The organism is Pseudidiomarina insulisalsae (assembly GCF_003987065.1).
GTDB classification, from domain to species: Bacteria; Pseudomonadota; Gammaproteobacteria; order Enterobacterales; family Alteromonadaceae; genus Pseudidiomarina; species Pseudidiomarina insulisalsae.
This window is the reverse complement of the sequence record NZ_PIPY01000002.1, coordinates 229,711-250,032: the sequence shown is the minus strand read 5'-3', so window position 1 is coordinate 250,032 and position 20,322 is coordinate 229,711. Positions and strand designations below refer to the sequence as shown.

Annotated in this window: 22 protein-coding genes; 9 read left to right on the top strand and 13 right to left on the bottom strand. The window is 53.5% G+C overall.

What is annotated here, in order from left to right:
• Positions 1–21: 21 nt before the first annotated feature.
• Positions 22–888: a DUF4434 domain-containing protein gene (locus CWI71_RS02690; protein WP_157981038.1), complete on the top strand. Its 867-nt coding sequence runs from the start codon at positions 22–24 to the stop codon at positions 886–888.
• Between the two features lie 6 nt (positions 889–894).
• Here CWI71_RS02690 and CWI71_RS02685 read toward each other — a convergent pair whose 3' ends face one another.
• From CWI71_RS02685 to CWI71_RS02675, 3 genes are read right to left on the bottom strand one after another with little or no spacing between them, the layout of a single operon-like run.
• Positions 895–1,512: a glutathione S-transferase family protein gene (locus tag CWI71_RS02685; RefSeq protein ID WP_126753713.1), complete on the bottom strand. Its 618-nt coding sequence runs from the start codon at positions 1,510–1,512 to the stop codon at positions 895–897.
• 10 nt (positions 1,513–1,522) lie between these two features.
• On the bottom strand, positions 1,523–2,524 hold the full coding sequence (locus tag CWI71_RS02680) for an META domain-containing protein (RefSeq protein ID WP_126753712.1): 1,002 nt from the start codon (positions 2,522–2,524) through the stop codon (positions 1,523–1,525).
• 30 nt (positions 2,525–2,554) lie between these two features.
• Positions 2,555–3,310 (bottom strand): hypothetical protein, encoded by a 756-nt coding sequence (locus CWI71_RS02675; protein WP_126753711.1) that lies wholly within the window; start codon positions 3,308–3,310, stop codon positions 2,555–2,557.
• 147 nt (positions 3,311–3,457) lie between these two features.
• On the opposite strand from CWI71_RS02675, the gene CWI71_RS02670 reads away from it, so the two are divergent.
• Positions 3,458–4,216 (top strand): DsbA family protein, encoded by a 759-nt coding sequence (locus CWI71_RS02670; protein WP_157981036.1) that lies wholly within the window; start codon positions 3,458–3,460, stop codon positions 4,214–4,216.
• A 9-nt stretch (positions 4,217–4,225) separates the two neighbouring features.
• Here CWI71_RS02670 and trxC read toward each other — a convergent pair whose 3' ends face one another.
• Complete coding sequence (trxC, locus tag CWI71_RS02665; RefSeq protein ID WP_126753709.1) at positions 4,226–4,657, bottom strand: thioredoxin TrxC; 432 nt, start codon at positions 4,655–4,657, stop codon at positions 4,226–4,228.
• 167 nt (positions 4,658–4,824) lie between these two features.
• Here trxC and CWI71_RS02660 point away from each other — a divergent pair, with 167 nt between their 5' ends.
• Positions 4,825–5,511, top strand: a complete 687-nt coding sequence (locus CWI71_RS02660) for a dUTP diphosphatase (RefSeq protein WP_126753708.1) — start codon at positions 4,825–4,827, stop codon at positions 5,509–5,511.
• Here the strand turns inward: CWI71_RS02660 and CWI71_RS02655 are convergent.
• Together CWI71_RS02655 and CWI71_RS02650 are read right to left on the bottom strand one after the other, a co-directional pair.
• Positions 5,508–6,203: an SDR family oxidoreductase gene (locus CWI71_RS02655; RefSeq protein ID WP_126753707.1), complete on the bottom strand. Its 696-nt coding sequence runs from the start codon at positions 6,201–6,203 to the stop codon at positions 5,508–5,510. The two genes, CWI71_RS02660 and CWI71_RS02655, sit on opposite strands and share 4 nt — an antisense overlap.
• A gap of 57 nt (positions 6,204–6,260) precedes the next feature.
• Positions 6,261–7,658, bottom strand: coding sequence for an amidase (locus CWI71_RS02650; protein ID WP_126753706.1), 1,398 nt, complete (start codon positions 7,656–7,658; stop codon positions 6,261–6,263).
• Between the two features lie 138 nt (positions 7,659–7,796).
• On the opposite strand from CWI71_RS02650, the gene CWI71_RS02645 reads away from it, so the two are divergent.
• Entirely contained in the window at positions 7,797–10,226 is a 2,430-nt protein-coding gene (locus CWI71_RS02645; protein WP_241967592.1) for a S9 family peptidase, read from the top strand.
• A gap of 30 nt (positions 10,227–10,256) precedes the next feature.
• Here CWI71_RS02645 and CWI71_RS02640 read toward each other — a convergent pair whose 3' ends face one another.
• Both CWI71_RS02640 and CWI71_RS02635 read right to left on the bottom strand, forming a co-directional pair.
• The gene (locus tag CWI71_RS02640) at positions 10,257–10,907 is read right to left on the bottom strand and encodes a DUF3047 domain-containing protein (RefSeq protein WP_126753705.1); all 651 of its coding nucleotides are present in this window, start codon (positions 10,905–10,907) and stop codon (positions 10,257–10,259) included.
• A gap of 36 nt (positions 10,908–10,943) precedes the next feature.
• Positions 10,944–11,390, bottom strand: coding sequence for a YaiI/YqxD family protein (locus CWI71_RS02635; RefSeq protein WP_126753704.1), 447 nt, complete (start codon positions 11,388–11,390; stop codon positions 10,944–10,946).
• A gap of 61 nt (positions 11,391–11,451) precedes the next feature.
• Between CWI71_RS02635 and CWI71_RS02630 the strand changes: the two genes are divergently transcribed.
• Entirely contained in the window at positions 11,452–12,159 is a 708-nt protein-coding gene (locus CWI71_RS02630) for an SGNH/GDSL hydrolase family protein (protein ID WP_126753703.1), read from the top strand.
• Positions 12,160–12,161: 2 nt separating this feature from the next.
• Here the strand turns inward: CWI71_RS02630 and CWI71_RS02625 are convergent, their stop codons facing one another.
• Positions 12,162–12,968 carry an SDR family oxidoreductase gene (locus tag CWI71_RS02625; RefSeq protein ID WP_126753702.1) on the bottom strand — a complete coding sequence of 269 codons (807 nt, stop codon included), beginning with the start codon at positions 12,966–12,968 and terminating at the stop codon, positions 12,162–12,164.
• A 12-nt stretch (positions 12,969–12,980) separates the two neighbouring features.
• Positions 12,981–13,553 carry an SOUL family heme-binding protein gene (locus CWI71_RS02620; RefSeq protein ID WP_241967590.1) on the bottom strand — a complete coding sequence of 191 codons (573 nt, stop codon included), beginning with the start codon at positions 13,551–13,553 and terminating at the stop codon, positions 12,981–12,983.
• A gap of 196 nt (positions 13,554–13,749) precedes the next feature.
• Between CWI71_RS02620 and CWI71_RS12020 the strand changes: the two genes are divergently transcribed.
• The 3 genes from CWI71_RS12020 (at position 13,750) to CWI71_RS02610 (ending at position 16,686) form a co-directional block, all read left to right on the top strand.
• Positions 13,750–13,926, top strand: coding sequence for a hypothetical protein (locus CWI71_RS12020; RefSeq protein WP_157981035.1), 177 nt, complete (start codon positions 13,750–13,752; stop codon positions 13,924–13,926).
• A 78-nt stretch (positions 13,927–14,004) separates the two neighbouring features.
• Complete coding sequence (locus tag CWI71_RS02615) at positions 14,005–15,381, top strand: peptidoglycan DD-metalloendopeptidase family protein (RefSeq protein ID WP_157981034.1); 1,377 nt, start codon at positions 14,005–14,007, stop codon at positions 15,379–15,381.
• 90 nt (positions 15,382–15,471) lie between these two features.
• Positions 15,472–16,686, top strand: coding sequence for an alginate export family protein (locus CWI71_RS02610; RefSeq protein ID WP_126753699.1), 1,215 nt, complete (start codon positions 15,472–15,474; stop codon positions 16,684–16,686).
• On the opposite strand, the gene CWI71_RS02605 is transcribed toward CWI71_RS02610, so the two are convergent.
• A complete protein-coding gene (locus CWI71_RS02605; protein WP_157981033.1) occupies positions 16,683–17,981 on the bottom strand; it encodes a S41 family peptidase in 1,299 nt (432 codons plus the stop codon). The genes CWI71_RS02610 and CWI71_RS02605 overlap by 4 nt on opposite strands.
• Positions 17,982–18,098: 117 nt before the next feature.
• Between CWI71_RS02605 and CWI71_RS02600 the strand changes: the two genes are divergently transcribed.
• Positions 18,099–19,370 carry a winged helix-turn-helix domain-containing protein gene (locus CWI71_RS02600; RefSeq protein WP_126753697.1) on the top strand — a complete coding sequence of 424 codons (1,272 nt, stop codon included), beginning with the start codon at positions 18,099–18,101 and terminating at the stop codon, positions 19,368–19,370.
• Here the strand turns inward: CWI71_RS02600 and CWI71_RS02595 are convergent.
• On the bottom strand, positions 19,330–19,995 hold the full coding sequence (locus CWI71_RS02595; RefSeq protein WP_126753696.1) for a class I SAM-dependent methyltransferase: 666 nt from the start codon (positions 19,993–19,995) through the stop codon (positions 19,330–19,332). The genes CWI71_RS02600 and CWI71_RS02595 overlap by 41 nt on opposite strands.
• Positions 19,992–20,246 carry a hypothetical protein gene (locus CWI71_RS02590; protein WP_126753695.1) on the bottom strand — a complete coding sequence of 85 codons (255 nt, stop codon included), beginning with the start codon at positions 20,244–20,246 and terminating at the stop codon, positions 19,992–19,994. The genes CWI71_RS02595 and CWI71_RS02590 overlap by 4 nt, the downstream gene beginning before the upstream one ends.
• Positions 20,247–20,322: the final 76 nt, after the last annotated feature.

Sequence of the window (20,322 nt, the reverse complement as noted above, 5' to 3'; positions counted from 1 at the left end):
GTGATGCTAACGGCCGCGCCAATGGCGACGCAGGCTAAATCGTCGCTCGACCTTGGTGTAATGTATCAGCCGTTAAACCGGGACGCGGAACTAGGTGTTTATGGTTGGCGTTACTTGTTTCAACAGCTCGCTACCGAGGACATTGACTTTGGTGTGGTGCAGTGGGTGCAGTATGGCAATGAATATTTTGCGCAACCGCGCAACTGGTTGCGCCAGGCGCTGACCGCCTGGCAACAGCATATGCCACTGTGGATCGGCCTGCACTCTGAACCAGACTATTTTGCCCAAATGGCTGAAGGTGAAGCCGCTCAGCAAGCCTTTTTCAATAATTATCTGCGCTCCGTCAACGGCACAGTGGCGCGTTGGCAGGCGTGGCAGTTTGAACACCAACAGCAGTTTCTTGGCTGGTACATTCCGCTTGAACTCAGCGACGCCTATTTCGCGACAGCAGAAAAACAGGCGCAGTTGCATCAGTTTTTGCGCCAGCTGCGAGAGCGCCTGGGAACGACGCCCCTGGCAATTAGCGTCTTTATGAGCGCGACGATTTCGCCGCAGCTTTTTGGTGAATGGGTGAATGAGATTCAGCAACTAGGCTATGAGGTTTGGCTACAGGATGGCTCGGGAACTCAGGCGCTGCCGTTGAATCAGCGGCAGGCTTACTACGAGAAACTAAACTGTGATGTAGTATTCATTAACGAAGCCTTTATCCAGACGTCGGAACAACCTTTTGAGGCACGGCCGAAACGTGATGATGAGCTGCGCAAAACCTTAGAACAAAACGGCGATTGTCATCGCCGCATTTTATTTTCATTACGCTATCTGTCGCACACCGCAGGGCTACTGTACCTCACTGACGTAACGCGAGACGACGCGCACACGGGTGACTGATCGGAATCAGACCTGCGCCGACGGGCGCGCCTGTATGCGTTCATACCAAGCCAGCAAGTTCGGCAAACTGTCATCAACCCGTAACTTGATCACGCGGGCGAAGGCGGTCACCGCAAATGCAGTGAGATCAGCCGCGGTCAGCTTGTCACAGCAAATATACTCTTTGCCGGCCAGATGCTGATCTAAGAACTGCATAAACTTTTTCGTGTCTTCAATACAGGATGCACCCCATTCAGGCACTGGTGTCATCCGATCTTTAAAGAATCCACTGGTGTGCTGAAAACCCATCCCGCAGGGCACAAAGTAGTAGTAATCAAGCCAGCGCAGCCACTGCTCTATTAAAGCCTGCTCAAGCGCTGACTCTCCTAATAGTCGCGGCGTATCGGGGTAGTTCACTTCAAAATAGCGACAGATCGCCATAGTTTCGGCAATGGTCGTGCCATCATCAAGTTCCAGCACGGGAACTTTCTTCATCGGGTTCTTAGCGACAAACTCCGGGGTAAGGTTTTCGCCCTTTTGTAGATCAACTTCAATGCACTCAACCTTATCCAGCAGGCTTTTTTCCGCAAGGAACATTCTTACCCGTCGTGGGTTAGGTGCGGTTTTTGTCTCATAAAGCTTCATTGTTTTTTTCCTATTCACGCCACAGTTTTAAATCAGTCTGGTAAAGGTGGACGAAGTCACCGTTACGCAGACGCAGTTGCAAGGTATTATCCGGAAAGACTTTAAGACCTGACGCCTGGCTTAGCTGCCGCAAGAACTCATTTTCAAAGGCCATGACTTGCGGCCCACACATGCGCTTGGTGACTGCCAGGGGTGAAAATCGTATCCCTTCGCCGGACAACTGATAACTACCCGTCAGATAATTACATCCGGCGAAACCGCTGACCCGTTGATCGGAGTGGAATGTCAGCGATGGTGCTTCGCTAAACTCGATACCAGTCGTATGCAATTGCCAGCTGGCGCCACTTATAAGCATATTCGTGTCACCGGCACAGCCTGGCAGATCGCCGCTGACGGTCTTCAGGGTCGCGGTGTAAGGGTAACTGTGCCCGCTCATACTGTCATAGCAGATAGTATCGACCAGCTGGAGCTCGGTGGCATCATCAAGGCGCAGGGTGAAGGTGGTGCTATCGATACTAACCAGGCTACTAAGATGGATATCGGGGTAAGGTTTCTCATTCCCCGGGGTACGCAGGGTAGCCTCGGTACCATCTACCGCTACCAGCCAGAAAGGTTCATTGCCACGCGCGCTGAATTGCTGCGGCAAGGTGCCCTCTTGTAAACATAAGGGAAGCGAGAAGCCGGCGGTACTGAACTGAGCTTCATTGCCTTTACGCCAAAACTCAGCGCCCTTTTCGGCGTTGACGTAACGTTCACCTGAGGAGCTGGTGGTGGCCTGCAACGTCATGGTTTGCGCCGCCGGAGTGTCGCCAAATGACAAGGTGAGTTGCTGACCTTGTCGTTCCGATATTAACGGTAATGCGCCGCAGTGATAACGCGTGACTTGTGCCGTCTCGGGGGCGGGGCTACAGGCGGCAAACACCAGTGCCGCGCCAGACAAGGTTACTACCCTGAGGACGCCGCGAGTGCGCGAGCTGAGCATGCTGGCGGTGCGACTGTACAATAACGACATAACTTGCTCCGTAAGCTATCGGTACGGTCATTATTGCGCTTTTCTGGTGACTTTACGAGTGGCGGGCGCGCGTTGCGGATCGTACTTACGACTCAGTTGGAAGATAAACACGGAGCCAATAACGCCCGGAAGCACCCAAAATAACAGCTGCCAGTAGCCGGGCAGGGTCAGAAGATGACGGGCGCCAAAGGTGATAAAAGCAGTATAAGCGGCAATGCCAGAACCGATATAACCGCTCAGATGTTCGCACAGCCAGGCCCGTGCAGAGACTTGCGATTTATAGATATAGCGCCAGGTATTGATGGAGTCAAACAGACCTAAACCGCCAAACACCAGCATTAATGGCTGTGACAGTGTCCAGCCAACATACAGCACCAGCAGACTCAATACATTAAGCCCTGCCACCAGAAATAAAAAGCGGGCCTGACGAAAGACGCGGCGGTCCTGTTGGGCGCTTAATGCCAGTTGTCCATGTAGCACCGAAATAAAAGTAATATAGCCAAGCAAAAGCAAGAACAAGGCGAAGGCGCGTACATTCAGCAATGTCGTACGCAGATTATCTGCATTTAATAACTCCGGCTTCACCTGAGTAGGTATCGTCAGCAAAAGCAATGACATAATGATTGCAGCACCAGCAACCGTGTACATGAGTCGTCGGTAGTAGCGACCAAAACGCTGGTGATTCAGGCCGCCTTTGCGCGTCAGAACCGGCACCCAAAACACCAGAATCGCCATGACCCCGGCACTGACATGAAGATAAAAAAGAAATTGATAAAACATGCTCATCGGACACCTCCAGACTTTGGTAACGGTAAGTGTACGCAGAGGTTGCAAAGCACGTCAGTGCCTCGGGTCACTATCAAAAACGTGACTTTTGGCCTAGTCTGGGTTGAAATGGGAGTGACATTATTAAAAGAATCAACGAGGAACACTATGACTTATAGTAAGCAACTGACGCAGGGGTTTTTGATAGCCCTCTCGACTCTGGTACTGCTTGGCTGCCAGCCGGCCTCTGAAACCAGCGACAATGCGACACCTGAGGTCGGTGAGGAGCAACGCTCGACAGAGAATGTCGAACAACTGACACAGCCATTAATGGAAGATACGACAGATTTTATCGAGGGCAGGGATTATCGCGTACTGGATACGGCTCTAACCCTGGGTGACTTCGAGAAAGCCCCTGGTGAGCGCGGTTTCGTCATTGAGTTTTTATGGCCCGGCTGTCCTCATTGCCAGGACCTGAACCCGACTGTCAATGCCTTTGCGCTGGAGTACACCGATGTCGCATTGATTAAGCGTGCCGCACCGGCGAATGAGCGTTGGGCTTACGATGCACGCGTTTTCTATACGCTCCGTGACGTTGCTGAAACGAATCTCGATGACGAACTAATAGAGTTTTATGAGCGCGTACGGGTAAACGAGAACCGGTTGCCAACGCCCGAAGACATCCAGGCATTTCTCGCCGAGCACGGCATTGATGCTGAGGCCTTTGCGACAGCCTTTGAAGACAGTGTGCAAACCGATAAGTTACGGCTGGTGATGGAAGATATGATGGACGCCGAGATTACCAGTGTGCCGATGCTTGTGGTGAATGGTAAGTATGTGGTCACCGCGCCGGCACCGCATTCTCAGGAAGAGTCCAAGCGCTATTTTGCGCTGATAAACTACCTGCTGGAATTACAACTGGATTAACGCCGTCGTTTACAGGTGGTGTTGCAACCACTGGCGAAACTGCTGGGCGGGCAGGGCGCCCGCCTGGCGTACCACCTCCTGACCGTTTTTCACGATCATTAGCGTTGGAATGCTGCGAATCGCAAAGTGTTGGGCTAAATGCGGTTCTGTTTCGGTGCTGACTTTTAAGAATCTTGCTCTTTCGCTGTAGTGGCGGGCAACTTCATCGAAAATAGGCGCAAATTGCTTGCAAGGACCACACCAGCTTGCCCAGAAGTCAACCACCAGTGGCAGATCAGCATCGCGATGCGCGCGGAACTGATCGGCATTGACGCTAAAAGCGCCCTGACCGAATAACGGCGTACCACATGCACCGCATTTTGCTTCAGCACGTTTGCGCTGCTCCGGTACGCGGTTTTTTTTATGACAGGCCGGGCAGGCTGCGATAGTTGATGCTGACATGCGAACCTCGACAGTAGTTGATGATCACTTTCTAAACTATGTAGGTATTACAGCTAATTTCAAGTTGTAGCGTGTAATTACGCCTACCAGAACTCGCCTAACCTCGCTTTCCTGTGCTATTTTGGCAGGCATCGAAAAGCCAATAAAAAAATCAAGAGGAATTGCTGATGACGCCCACGCAAGCACGCCAACTTGTGGCCATGCAGATTGCTTTTAACCAGGTCATTGATCCCGACTATCCCGAAGCGCCAAAGGTGCAGCGTGACGATGTAAAAGCGATACTGGTCGAGCTGGGTGAGTATTTTGAGCATACCGCGTACAAGTGGTGGAAAAAGCAAGAGGCTGACTGGTCGCAGGCCAATATGGAGCTGATCGATATATTGCATTTTGCCATTTCCGATGCGGTCGAGCATGCCTGCCGCAAGGGTCAGGATACAGCGTCGGCGACAGAATCTGTCGCGCAGTTGGTGCTAAAAAGTTTTGCCAATGAGGCTAATGTTCGCGACGGCAAAGAGCTCGTCAGTGCCTTGGCAGCAGATGGTAATAGCCAGGCGCCACTTGCCTGCGGTGAAGTCTTCTTCGATAAACTACTAAGTATGCTGGTTGACGCATACGGCGATGCTGACACCGTCTATCTGACCTACATTGGTAAGAACGCACTCAATAATTTGCGCCAGCAACGTGGCTATAAGCAAGGCACCTACGTGAAAATGTGGGGCGGCGAAGAAGACAATGAGGTAATGATGCGGCTACTGGGCGAGCATCAAAGTGCGATTATCGGGGCCGAGCAACCGCTGGTGCATGCCCAGACGGTGCTGCTCGACCATTACGACAAAAATGTCGCGCGCGCTTAATTTTTATAAGCGGGCATTAAGTAAACTTCGCGGACGCAGCTGCGCGGATGCGCGTTAAGTGCATAGAGCACTGCGTCGGCAACATCTTCGGGATCAAGCTTATCGGGTTTCGGCTCGTCAAAGAAAGGTGTATTCACCATTCCCGGTGCAATGGTCGTGCAACGACCGTTCCACTCTTTCATTTCCTCAGCCAGATTCTGAGAAAATCCGTGCACGAACCATTTGCTGGCGCCATAGACTGAGCCTTTAATGGTATTGCGTCCCGCAGCCGAGCCGGTCATCAGAAAGTGTCCCGTGGTTTGCCGCAAGTGCGGCAGGGTGAGGCGCGCTGTATAAAGCAGACCATTGACGTTAACATCAATCATCGCCTTCCACTCCTCAGGGTCGCCTTGCTCCGTGCCGGCTTTATTTAACCCGGTTCCCGCGTTCGCAAACACCGCGTCGAGTTTGCCAAATTTGTCGACGCCTTTCACCACCGCCTGTTCGAGCGACTTATAATCACTGACATCGGCAGAAACACTTAATGCTTTATCGCTGCCAAGCTCTTCTACCAGTTCATCGAGCAGCTCTTTACGGCGCGCGGTAAGAATAACTTTAAAGCCGGCCTCTGCAGCGCGGCGCGCAGTCACACGGCCAATACCGCTTGAGGCGCCAGTGATAAGTAACACGCGATCTTCAAGGGGATTCGACATAGTCCCTCCTGTTGGTTTAAAAAAATGATGTTAGCGCCAGTAAGTATAACAGCTGGCTTAAGTTATGATGTCGGGCGCATGGTAGCGATACCCGGCTGACTCTAACAACTGCGCCAGGTGTAGTAGTGTCGGTTCCTGATGATGCCCCGCGGCAAAGGATAACCCGATCGGCAACCCGCTTTGGGTCTGGCCAGCCGGGACCGTCAGCACCGGCTGGCCAGTCAGGTTGTAAAGCATGACAAAAGGAAAACAGTAGTCGACATAAGGCACCGGCACACCATCGAGCAGTATCGGCTTGTGACCCGGGTTATGCGGGAACGCGGGGCCCAACGCCGTGGGGTTGATAACGCAATCAACGCCGGCATAGCAACGATTGATTTCGGCAATTATTTCCTGCCGGCGCGACAGTGCGCGGCTGAAGCGTTTCAGATCAAGCCCTAACCCGGCCCGCAGGGCTTTACCGGCCGGCAAGCTTGAGCTTTTTAATAACTTACTAAAGCGCCAGTACAGCACTTTGCGCACCGGCCAGCTGAGCGACTGCCCCATCATAAAGCCAAATAGCTCTGCCCATAAACTCAGCAGCTCTCTTGCCAATTGCGGATCGAGTGAGAGCTTCTTCACGCTGGCGCCGCGCGCGGTTAAATCGGCAACGGTTGTGTCCATAGCCCGCTGAACTTCACTTCCGGGTTGCAGGCCCATAATAGTGTCGAGGTAGCCAAAGCGATATCCCGCCAGCGTTGCGGGTTTGACCTGTGAGCGCGCAACCGGAAGGTAAGTACCCTGCTGCCAGTCGGGCTGAAACAGTACCTTGTAAGCGCGGGTCAGATCGCTGGCAGTGCGCGTCAACGGACCGGTGCTGTTCATTACCGAAATACCGGTCTGAGAGCCAGGCAAAGGCGGGATGTGACCGTCGCCAGCGTGGCCGTTCTCGGTGGGCTTGAGCCCGAATAAGCCACAAAAGCTTGCCGGGTTGCGTATCGAGCCGCCAATGTCACTGCCCAGCTCAATATCAACCAGTTGTGCTGCAACAGCAGCGGCACCACCGCCGGTGCTGCCGCCAGGCGTGCAACTCAGATCGTAGGGGTTATTGGCTGTGGCATACAGAGGCCCGAAGGTCTGTGCGTCAGCAAGTAGGGCGGGAACATTGGTTTTACCCAGCACTACGGCGCCGGCGTCAAACAATCGCTGAATTAACGGCGAAGTCACCTCGGCCTGATAGTTGCGAAGTGGCGGGTAATTAACCGTGCTTTTGCTGCCACGTAACTGAAAACACTCTTTGACTGAAACCGCAGTACCATGCAGCGGACCGAGACTTTCCCCGCGAGCCAAAGCGGCATCACAGGCGTGTGCCTGCGCCATTGCCTGCTCGCTAAACATGTCGACAAAAGCGTTTAGCCGCGGGTTGAGCGCCTGACAGTGGGCCAGGCGCTGCTTGATATGTTCCACACTCTTCATGTTTCGCTCTCGCTATGCGGTTAACGCCCTGAATCCTGCGATTGCTGTCCCGCCTATGGGGGTTAAGCAGGACGTTTCTATGCTAGTTTAAGCTAACCATAATTAGACAACCTTTGCTATCGAACAAGGACAAGCATTATGATCAAAGCGTTAAAAGTCAGCGCAATCGCTATGGCACTGGGTGCCACAGCTGTGCTGATGACCGCACAATCTGCGCAAGCCAACCCGGTGAAGCTGAACTATCAGGAGCCGGCACAGGCGATTATCGATATCGTGGACGCAGCGCCGTCACCCGGCGGTAGTTTAAGTCCAGACGGTGATTTGTTGCTGGTGACCGGATACCCGGCACTGCCGACCATTGCCGATGTTGCCGCCGAGCAGTTGAAACTTGCCGGCCGCCGCATTAACCCGGCCAATTACACTGTCAGTCAGGCACGCTATATCAGCGAACTGAGTCTGGTTGACGTAACTTCAGGCGAAAGCATTGCCATTGATGGTTTGCCAACTGAACTCAAAGCGCTTGGTACCAGCTGGTCTCCTAATGGTAACTACATTGCCGTGGCCCAGCAGACGACTGATGCGGTCGAGCTGTGGCTGGTTGATGTGGCTTCCCGCAGTGCCAAAAAATGGACCAGCACACCGTTAAATGCCGTCTGGGGCCCGCGTTTGGAGTGGCGTCACGACAGTAGCGGCCTGTATAGCTACACCGTTGCCGAAGGCTTGCAAAAACCAAAGCTTGTCAGTGTTCCCACTGGCCCGGTAATTACCGAAAGTTCTGGCCGCAATGCGCCAGCCCGTACCTATCAGGATTTGCTGCAAAACAAAGCCGACGAGGCATTATTTGACTATTACTTTACCAGCCAGATCCGCTTTTTTGATGTCGATGGCAACGCGCAAAAAGTAGGTCCGCAGGCCATTTACAATGGTGTCAGTGTGGCACCCAATGACGCCTACTTGCTGGTCAGCGAAATTAAGCGCCCATATTCGTATGCCGTGCCCCATTATCGCTTCCCGGAAACCACTATGGTCTGGAATCCGGCCGGTGAAACGGTATATACCGTCGTCGAGCAAGGTCTTGCCGATAACCTACCGATCGCCTTTGATGCAGTGGTGCAGGGACGTCGTTCGGTGCAATGGCGCAATGATGCCGATGCCACGCTGGTCTGGGCCGAAGCCACCGACCAAGGTGATCCGGCTGTCGATGCGAAGATCCGTGACCAGGTGTTCCAACAAGCAGCGCCGTTTGACGCCGCTCCACAAAAACTCATTGAACTGACCAAGCGTATGGGTCGCGTACTGGCCGCAGACGAGCAGACCATTCTGGTGTGGGAGCGCTGGTGGGCGGACCGTGACGAGAAACTCTGGCTGGTCGATGGTACCGGTGAGCGCGCGCCTCAGTTGGTCTGGGACCGCTCATGGGAAGATCGCTACAATGATCCGGGCCAGCCGTTCACCGTGCAGGTGGATGGACGTCGCCTGTTGCACGTTGATGACGGCGCAATGTTGCTGACCGGCACTGGTGCGTCACCTGATGGAGACCGTCCGTTTATCGACCGCTTTGATCTTGGCAGTAACGAAGCTGAGCGGTTATGGCGCAGTGAGGCACCTTACTTTGAGCGGCCACTGGCGTTGATCGATCCTGACGCGATGACCTTCCTTACCCAGCGTGAGAGTGTCGATGATCCGGCCGATTTCTTTGTCCGTGACCTTGATGATGCAGAGCTCAACGCCCTGACTGACACCCCACACCCAATGCCGCATACCAAAGGCATTACCCGTGAGATGATCAGTTACGCGCGTGAAGATGGCCTGGCAATGTCGGCCGAGCTTTATTTGCCAGCGGGCTACGATAAAGAACGCGATGGTCCATTGCCGACCATGGTCTGGGCCTACCCGCGCGAGTATAAGAGTTCATCTGCTGCGGCACAGGTGTCCGGTTCGCCATACGAGTTTGTCCGTATCAGTTACTGGGGACCGCAGTACCTGGCGACCCAGGGCTACGCGGTACTCGCCAATGCGACCATGCCGATTGTCGGTGAGGGTGAGGCGCGTCCTAATGATACCTTTATCGAACAGTTGGTCATGAACGGCCGCGCGGCAATTAAGGCAGGCGTTGATTTAGGTGTGACTGACCCCGAGCGTGTCGCTTTAGGCGGTCACTCTTATGGTGCGTTCATGACGGCGAATATGCTGGCGCACAGCGACCTTTTCACCACCGGTATTGCACGCAGTGGTGCCTATAACCGCAGTCTGACGCCGTTTGGTTTCCAGCGTGAAGAGCGCACCGTGTGGGATGATACTGATCTCTACATCGGTATGTCGCCGTTCTTCCATGCGCACAAAATTGATGAGCCGTTGCTGATGATTCACGGCAGTAATGACAATAACTCGGGCACCTTCCCGATGCAGTCAGAGCGGCTTTATCAGGCAATTAAGGGCTTAGGCGGCACCGCGCGATTGGTCATGCTGCCACACGAGTCGCATGGGTACCGTGCACGCGAGTCTGTGTTGCACATGCTGTGGGAACAAACCCGCTGGCTGGACACTTACCTGAAAACTGACGAGTAATGTTAAAAACCCGCCATCCGGCGGGTTTTTTTATGGCTGTGCACTAAACCATATACGTTCAAGGTGAAACTCACGATGGCCACCGGAGTTATCACAATCGACCATCAGTGCCAGACCGTCAATATGGTCCAGAGTCAGATCGTAGTGACGCTGAAACTGCTCCGCCAGGTTTACCTGCTCGGTGAGCCAGGTGGCGGTAGCGCTTTCGCTGTTGCGTTGTACTACCATCATCGCCTGATCAGTAAATGGGTTGGGCCAGGCGCTTCCGATGGCAGGCTCGGCTGCCCAGACAAAATTCACCGCCTTGGTAGCCAGACCGAAAATGCCCTGTTCGCTGACGGCGTAAATGCGCGCCATGAAATCGTCGCCTTGCTTGCTACGCTCTGCTGCGAGCTTTGGTGGTGACTTGGGAATACGCCAGCGCCAGTTCAGGTAGGGAGTCTCGTCGATTTTCAGAGCTTGCTCCAGGTACAGCGCCGAAGCCTGGCCGGGTTGGCAACTGGCAATCAGATAGTCGCCATTGTCCGACAGCCGGTAGCTGGACGGCGCTGCAAATTCGCGCTCTTGCCACTTTAGAACCTCAGCAGCGCTGAAGGTTTTTTCATGTTCTTGTGGCTGGGCCTTGCTGTTCATTAACAGGCTACAGCTAATAGCTAAGGCAACCAGAAGCGGGCGGTGCATGCAATTGGCCTCCTTGAATTTGAATCAGTAACGTCGTTACTTCACTTGTGCCAGCAAGCGATCCAGTTGGTTTGCAAACGCCATCCGATCACGTTGATGTAAAGGCGGTGGACCACCGCTTTGTACACCGCTGGCGCGCATGGTCTCCATGAAGTCACGCACATTTAAGCGCTCGCGAATGGTATCTTGCGTAAAAAGCTCGCCGCGCGGACTAAGGGCCCGGCCGCCTTTTGCGATGATCTCTGCGGCCAGCGGAATGTCGGCGGTGATCACCAGGTCACCGAGCTCACATTGTTTGACAATTTCATCATCGGCCACGTCAAATCCTGAAGCCACCGTCATCGCGCGGATCCACTTCGACGGCGGCGTGCGCAGTGGCTGGTTGGCGACCAGCAACAGCGGAATCTGCTTACGTTCCGCCGCCCGAAATAAGATGTCTTTGATAACCGTGGGGCAGGCGTCAGCATCCACGTAGATTTTCATACGCAACTCGTATTATGGTTTTACACTAAGCTTAGCATGCCACCGACAGGAACCGACTCCCATGCGCAAACTTTTATTCGCCCTTAGCGCCCCCCTGTTACTGCTGCAGGGAAAAGTCGTACGCGCGCGAACCCCACGCTTACCTGAGCCGCCAGGCCGCCGCCATAACATTCCTCAAGGGGGGGCAGCCCCCCTTGGGTTATTGCTGATTGGCGACTCGGCGATCGCTGGGGTGGGGTGTGAAACTCAGGAGGATGCGTTTAGCGGGCGGCTGATTGGGTTGCTGGCAGAAAAGTATCAGTTGCACTGGCAATTGATGGCGCGTTCAAGCCTGACCTGTGCTCAGGTTCTGGCTATGCTCAAAGAGACGGATCTGCGCCTGACGCAGGTGGATACGGTGGTGATTTCGGTAGGCGTCAACGATGTTACGCAACGTACTTCATTAGTGCAGTGGCGACGCGATCTGGAAGCGCTGACTGACTATTTACAGAGTCTTGGCGCCAAGCATATTCTTTATACGGCGCTACCGCCAATGGAGCGCTTTCCGGCGTTGCCGCAGCCGCTACGCTGGTTTTTAGGGCGCCAGGCCCACGACTTAAACCGCGAGCTGGCGGCGCACTGCGATCAGCAGCAGTCTACTGAGTTGTTACTGCCGGACTTTCCGTTTGAAGCGCGCTTCGTCGCGCGTGACGGTTATCACCCGTCACATGTTGCTGCAGAACTTTGGGCGCAGCGGGCCGCAGCATTGCTGCAGCAGCGACGCGATTAACATTATTCGGTGGGCGCCGCACTGAAGCTGCCAGCCAGCACACCTCCGTCAATGGTAATCTCTGAAGCGTTCATGTAATTAGCTTCGTCAGAGGCGAGCAGAACACAAACCGCCGCAACTTCGCTGACTTCGCCGAACCGATGCATGGGGCAATCCGCGACAATTTTTTGAATATTGCGCTCCCGCTGTTCGCCGGTGCCGAGCATGGGCTCCCAGATATGTGTCATGATTGCGGCCGGATGCACCGAGTTGCAACGAATAGGCAGTTCTTGCTGCGCACAGTACAGCGCAACTGACTTGGTGTGGTTGCGCATGGCGGCTTTCGATGAAGCATAGGCTGCGGCAGCTGGAATGCCGACCAGACCCGAGCGTGACGACATGTTAATGATGCTGCCTGCGCTTTTGGTACGTCGCATCAGTTGAATTGCGTACTTACAACCTAAAAAGGTGCCATCAAGATTCACTTCATGCACGCGACGCCAGTCTTCGAGTGAAGCATGTTCCGGATCATGTGGATTGGAGGTGGTTTCCAGACCGGTAATGCCAGCGTTATTGACCAGCCCGTTTAGGTTGCCAAATTTTTCTTCGATCCAGGTCATGAGATCCTGCCACTGCTTTTCCTGGCAGACATCAAGCTCGTAAAAATGCGCGCGCTCGCCAAGCTCTGCGACCACCGCTTTACCTTCATCGGTCAGAATATCTGTGAGAATAACAGTGGCGCCTTCCTGATGAAAAGTGCGCGCCACCCCCTCACCGATACCACGAGCGGCGCCGGTGATGACGATAACTTTATCTTGCAGTCTGGCCATGATTTTTCCTTGTTACTCAGCGCGGTAGATTAACTTTACCTCATTACGGCGAAAAAAGGGTAACGTCCAGGGCGGATCGTAACGCGACAGCTCGGGCACGCCTCGTGGCTCAAGGCCCTGTTGTTCCATCCAGGTGCGAAGCTCAGCAGTTTTGCTGGCTACTTTCTTACTACCGGCAAGCCCGGAGAATCGCACGACCGCATAATAACGTTCATCATAGTCTAAGATTTCAATATCTGGGTTATTGGGCTTTGGCAGCGTTGCCATGGAGTATTCGCTTGGCATGACAAACTGCACCCGCCAGCGCCCGTCATCTGCTTCCATGGTGGTCGCCGTGGTCATATCGATCGTTTCCGAGCGTGGCGCCATGGTGACCGGGGCTGTCATGGCTATTTCGGTGTTGGTGGCGCCGTCGACACGATTATTGCCAAAAATATAATCGGCTAATACCCGAAAGCCACGGCTTGAAGCCTGCTCCATAGAACCACTGACCGTTACTTCGGCGACAATCATGGGCGCATACCGACGCAGCTCGAAGTCGTCCTGTTGCTTAAGAACTTCATATTCGGGTTGTTCAGTTGCCATAGCGCTACCTGTAAAAACAAAAAGAAAAAAGAGAAATTGAAATGGCCGGGTCAAGTTACGCATCCTAAACTCTCCTTATACCGTTTGTTACAGATACGCATGCGCTGCTGACACGATCATCCTATTGCTTAATCTAGATCCAAATTAGGGGTTTTGCCGTTTAAATAAAGTACATTTTTGTAATGGAGGAACCAACGTGGGTGAGAAAAAACAAAGCAACTGGGACACGCATGAAGAGCTGGGTCCGCAACCTCCCTGTGCCGGTGCCGAGCTCGACAATGAAACCGGGCGTCCTGATTACAGCTACAGTACGGCACGCGAAGTAGAGCAAGAAGAGGAATCGACAGCAGAGCAAAAAGTAGACAAAAGTTAAACTCAGGTAAACCCTACTTTTGCCAGCCTGACTTTTTTCGGTAGAATGGCGCTTAACGAATGCCAGTCAGGATATCGAATGAAGTATACGCTATGGGCGCTGATCTGTGTGGCAGCACTGCTGCAACAAGGTTGCAGTGAGCAAACCGCAGTGCCCGCTACCGAGCCGGCCGAGCAAGCAACGCCGTCGACCAGCGAAAAACCAGAACGGGTGGAGGCCAAGCCGCAAAAGAGCGCGCCAACGCAGTTGGCCAGTGAGCTGGTACCCAAATTACGACCTGAGACTACCGAAGCAACTGCTGAGCAGCCGTTTCGGCCGCTGTCTGAGGCGGCACAGCTGATCACCTTAAAACGTGGACAGACGGTATCGGCGCTACTTTCCCGTCAGGGCTTTAGCTCCCGTGAAATCGCAACCTTAGCCTTGGCGTTAAAAAGCGTCGTGCCGCTGAATAAGCTGCAAGCCGGAAGTGTACTCGCACTTGATCAGGTGGACGGGCAAAAGCAAATCAGCCTGGCCGGTGAGTATGCTGAGCGCGTTGATGCCACGCTTGAGGGCGACACCTGGCGCGTCACGAAAAGCTATGTTCCCACTCGTACTGAAATTGCAGAGCATGCGGTAACCATCAGCCACAGCCTTTACGGCGACGCTGCCAACGCGGGTGTACCCGGTGACGTGATTAACAGTGCGTTGCTGGCGCTGTCGCACTTTATCGATTTTCAACGCCAGGTCTATGAGGGCAACCGCTTTGAGGTGGTATTTGAACGCACATTGGTAACCGCTGATGAAGCCTTATTTGCCCATCAGCAAACGCCACTGCAACCAACCTATCTGCGCTTTAAAAACTCAGAGGATGACCTGCGCCTGTACCGATTTGCCGATTCTTTTTACCTCGAGGATGGACGTCTGGCAGAGAGCTTTCTGTTAAAGACACCGCTCAACGGGGCGCGCTTATCTTCCCATTATGGTCAGCGTAAGCACCCGCTGCTTGGTTATACCCGCATGCATAAAGGTATCGACTTTAGTGCGCCGGCCGGCACTCCGATTATGGCCGCAGGCAACGCCACGGTAAAACGGGCGGATTGGTACGGCTCGTACGGTAATGCCGTAGTGCTGCAGCATGATGACGGCTATGAGACCCTGTATGCGCATTTGAAAGGGTTCGCGCCCGGCATTCAACCAGGGGTAAAGGTCGCCCAGGGTCAGATCATTGGCTTTTTGGGTAATACCGGGTTATCGCAAGCGCGTCATCTTCACTACGAAGTCTATCAACACGGCAAGAGCGTCAATCCATTGGCGCTCAAAAAGTTATCCACTGTACGTCTGGACGGGGAGCTATTGGCACAGTTCGACGCTTACGTCAGTGGCCTGGAAGCACGAACGCTGCGTCTGTCGCGCTTAGCCAGCGGTGACAGTTCGGTCTACTCAGCCCGCGAAGCCACGGCCGAGAGTCGCTAAGTACCTGCTTTGGGGTAACCCCTCATTGGAATTCTCTTTGCCGACACAGGCCGTAAACTAAGCTCCATCACTATTGATGGAGCTCTGCTAATGTCTTCTGCCAGTTTGAAAACTACTGTCACCCTGTTGACCTGGTTTGCCGCCGCACCCTTTTTTGGAGCTTATGCCAGCGAGCCGCAAGCGACGGAAGTAGCTTTTGATTTCCGATACCGCCTTGAGTACGTCGATCAGGAAAATCCGCTTCAGAGGGCGCTTGCTTCTACTCTGCGTAGTCGCATGACCGTTAATACTGATATCGCGCGCCTGTTTCAGGTAGCGCCAATGTCAGGCCTGAGTGCGCTGGTGGAGATCGATAACGTGAGCAACATCGGTGGCCAGCGTTTTAACAGCACAGTAAACGGTCATAATGACTACAGCGTTGTTGCCGATCCTGAGGGAACTGATGTCAATCAGGCGTTTTTGAGTTACCGCTTTAGCCAGCAAAGCAGCATAACCGCCGGGCGTCAGCGCGTGAATTATTTGAACCAGCGCTTTTTAGGTGGTGTAGGCTGGCGTCAGAACGAGCAAACTTTTGACGGCTACCGGTACCAGCACGCTCTGAGCAATATCAGCTCGCTCGATGTAGGCTACTTTCACAATGTCAATCGTATCTTCGGTCCAGACGGGAGCAGCGCCGATCATAAAGGCAATTTCTACACCTCCTTATTTACCTTGCAGCCCGCGGCCGGTCATCAGGCTGCTGCATTTTATTATGACTTCGAGTTCAGTGATTGGCAGGAGCGCAGCAGCCGTACTTACGGAATTGATTACAGCCTGGCCTTTGCCGCGCCATGGGCCTTGAAGGCCCAGATGACTTTAGCCCGGCAAGATGACGCCCATCAAAATACGCAGAATTTTACGCATAGCTACCATCGCCTCAGCATCGATTGGGATTTCGGTCCGGCAACCTTGACTGTGGGTCAGGAGCGTCTGGCGGGCAACGGTGACTCAGCCTTGCAGACACCGCTGGCGACTTTGCATGCATTTAACGGTTTTGCCGATATTTTTCTGAACACACCAGCTGACGGTCTACGCGACGATTGGCTGGCGCTAAAGGGTCAACACCATAAGTGGAAGTGGCGCCTGGCGTATCACGATTTTCGTGCCGACCACGGCGCGCATGACTACGGCGATGAATTGGATCTGACAGCTCAGTATGTCTTTAGCCACCAACTCTCATTATTACTGAAACTGGCCAGCTATCAGGCCGACAGCCTGGCTGTCGACACTAATAAGGCTTGGTTCATGCTTAGCTATAAACACTAATGATTAAGCGTCTCTTGCTGGATAAGATCGATCACACGCTCCAGCTCGGTTTTGGCACCGTTTTTGGCGGTGCCGAATGAAAACGAAATATCGGGTGTTACGCCATCAGCTTTCAGATCACCATTCGGACGAATGATGTGCGCTTTAGGAAAGCCCACCTCAATGCCTGTGTGGCGCAAGGTAAAGTGCTCCATGGCAGCATAAGTTGTTGCCAAATCTGCCGTTTTTTCGCCAATGACGGTGGCAAAGCCGTAGTCCTGAGCAATACTAGCGACTGACACGGCATTACTGAATGAGTAACGGTCAACGAGTATAAAAACTTCGGTTCCGGCCATTGACTTCGTCGCGCCATGGGGTGGGGTGTCAGCTAATGGAAACGAGATAATATCACCCTCCTGGTGCCGGGCGTAAAAGTCTTCCAGCTGTAATGAGGTATCACCCGCTGTCGGGTTGCCCTGTAGGCGTTGTTGATTGGCCTGCCGAGCTAAAGGCGAGACTTTCACGCGAAAGTCGGAAGCAAACTTAAATGGCTGATCTGCAATCCAGGCCAGCATATGGTCGCTAAAACTGTTGGTTCCACCAGGGTTGCCACGTAAATCGATAAGCACGCGGGTAACTTCAGCTTGCTTTAATGCGGTGAATGCCTCGTCAATGAAACTGTGAAACTCAGTCGTGTCCCAAACCTCGGCGTCAGAGCTGGCGTAGATATTGTAAAACGGTCCAGGTTTCAAATAGCCGATGCCGTCAGCGCGGACTTCATAGTCGCGTAGTTTACGCTCTGCGGTGCTGGCATCCGTAACGCTCTGCAGCTGATCTTTCTGTGCTAATGTAGGTTGGGTAACAGTGTAGATCTCTTGGCTTTGCGCGTCCCGCAGGGTCATCCGGTAAACCGCTTGCTCACCCTCATAAATAAAAACGCCCTCGGTGTGAATTCTGAGGTCGAAGGGCAGTGTCTTGCCACTGTTTTCAAGGAAGCTGCGATAATCTGCTACCGGAAAATCGATACGCGTATGCGCAATGCGGGCCAGCGCGACGAAACGCATGAATAATTTCTGCGCCTCAAGCTTTGTCAGTGGTTGCTCCAGGGCGGCGAGGAAGTTTTGATAGTCCCTGTCGTAGTGGACTTGTGGATAATGAGCAAAAAGATCATAACTGCCGCTTTGCAGATTCTGGTAAAGTTGTGAGAAATCCTCGCGCAGTTGCGCAGGAGTGAAGGTGGTTGTCGACTGCTGGGCATAGCTACAATTTAGACTAACCAGTAAGAGCAGGCTCGCAAAAAGAGTGTTAAAAGACATTTCAATAGCTCCGTGAAATAACATCGAGCCGAATCCTAAAAAGTACTATGCGAATTGTCCTGACAATCTTAAATGATTGTTCTGACAAATTCCTGACAAAGCGTAAGTGGTTGAAGTATGGATGAAACAGAGTTGGGTATTCAGCAGATAGGACCTTGGCGAGTCGATTTTAACAGCGGCATCTGTACGCCAGTGGAGACTAACGACAAGCTTTCGGAGACGACGGCGGTACGTCTTGAGCCGAAATCATGTCAGTTGCTGGCTTTACTCGTGGCACGCCAGGGGCAATTGGTGAGCAAAGAAGAGATCATTGCCTCGGTCTGGCCCGATAGTTACGCCAGCGATGATACGCTGGCGCGTACCTTGTCGCGGTTGCGCGCCAGCTTAGGTGATGACCCGCGTGCTCCAAACCTTATCGAAACCCTGCCGAAGCGCGGTTACCGATTGCTTGCCACAGTCAACTCAGTGCAGCCACCACCAGCAGATGTCGGGCAACGTCAAACAGGTTCGAGGCACGTACTTTTTTTCGGCATCGCCGCACTAACGGCGGTGGCCCTGCTGAGCTTGTTCTGGTGGTGGACACCCGAGAATTCGCAGCCGGAGCCGACTGCCGATTTACTGGCACGTGCTGACGATTATTATCACCAGATGCGCCTCGCTGATAACGAGATGGCAATTGCACTTTATGAACAACAGATTGAGCTCACTCCAGATGCCGCGATCGCGTATGCTGGGTTGGCTAACTCTTTGGTGCAGCGGGTGGTACGTTGGTCAGATGCTGAGCCGGGCGGGCAGGTGACGCTGACACAGCGGGTCAGCTCCGGCGAATTGGCAAGCGCTGAGAAGCAGCAGCAATTACAACGGGCGCGGGTGTTGGCTGAAAAGGCTGTCTCACTGGCACCTGAAAATGCAGCGACACTAAAGGCGCTGGGTTTTGTTTTGTCGGCACAAGGCAATTATGCCGAGGCTATCATAGTGTACGAGCGTGCCTTGCAGGCTGACGAGAACGCCTGGCAGGTCTGGTTAAATAAAGCCGAATTGCACGAGGCTTTGGGGGCGACCGAGCTTGCACTTGACGCCTATCAGCGGGCATTTACGGCAATGTCGGCGCGTTATACGGAGCACGAGGTGCAGATCCGCCCGTGGTACGCCGAAGTTGGCAACTTGCTCGGCGACAAGTACCTGCAGCGGCAGGACTTGCAGCAGGCTGAAAGCTGGTACCGCCGAGTATTAACGTTCGCACCCTTACATGAACAGGCGACGCTGGGTTTGGCGGTGGTACTTCAGCAAACTGGTGATAAAGCTGGTGCCTTGCGCCTCTGTGAAGACCTGCAGCAGCGCCTGCAGGCTAGCTATGACTGTGAACAGGCAATCGCTGAAAGAAAATAACGCGCTGGCTTAAAATGTCACAGTTCAGCGCGTATTCCTGCGCCAGCCATTTCATCGTCCATGGCGTATAAAAACTCACATGGGTCGGATCATTTTTATATTGCCAGGCCAAAAAAGCAGCCGGTGTTTGGCGCGTGAACAGCGAGGTCATAATCGCCAACGTGCCGCCAGGCTTTACTAAGTCAACCAGTTGCCGCCAGGTAGCCGCTGGTTGATAAAAGTGCTCAACAACCTCGGTACTGGTCACAAAGTCGTACTGGCGTTGAAGCTGCTGTTTGTTTGGCTGGTAGAAGATGTCGTACAGCTGCATGTTCATGCCGCGTTCTTCGAGCATCAGATGCAAAGTGGGACCAGGACCGCAGCCAAAATCCAGCCCTTGCATGCCAGGTGTCAGGCGGGCAAGTAAAGGGACGGTTAGCTGCTCCAGAAAGTTACGATAACCGGCATCGTCCGGCAAATTCTCATGCAAATCATATACAGCGCGCTCGGCATCGGCTTCCAGGTGGCCGGTGGGGTCGGCAAATACAAGCTCACATTGGCTGCACTGATAGTAGTCGCGCCGCGTGTCGGCAACAAAATGACCCGCGGCAGCATGGCACAGCGGGCAGGTAGCAATGTTAATCATGGTTCCTCGTAGCGCGCCGAAACGCTTTGTCCTTTGGCATTAATGCCATTTACCGCCCACTCGCCGGTGACCGGGTTTTGGGTCACGCGACCTTGTAAAACCGCTTCTTCACCATTGTCAAAAAGCACTCTGACGGCGCAGAAATGGTTTTTCTCTTTTTTAAAATTATCAATTTCAACGTGTATCGGCTGCGGCTCGGCACCGGGTTTGCGGCGCTTATGCCAGTTAAGTTGCTGAATAACGAAAGGCATAACCATGGGCTCCTTCAGTGAGTTCTTAGTGTAGCTAAGATTAAAGTCCCTTGACTACCTAGAACTACTAGGTATA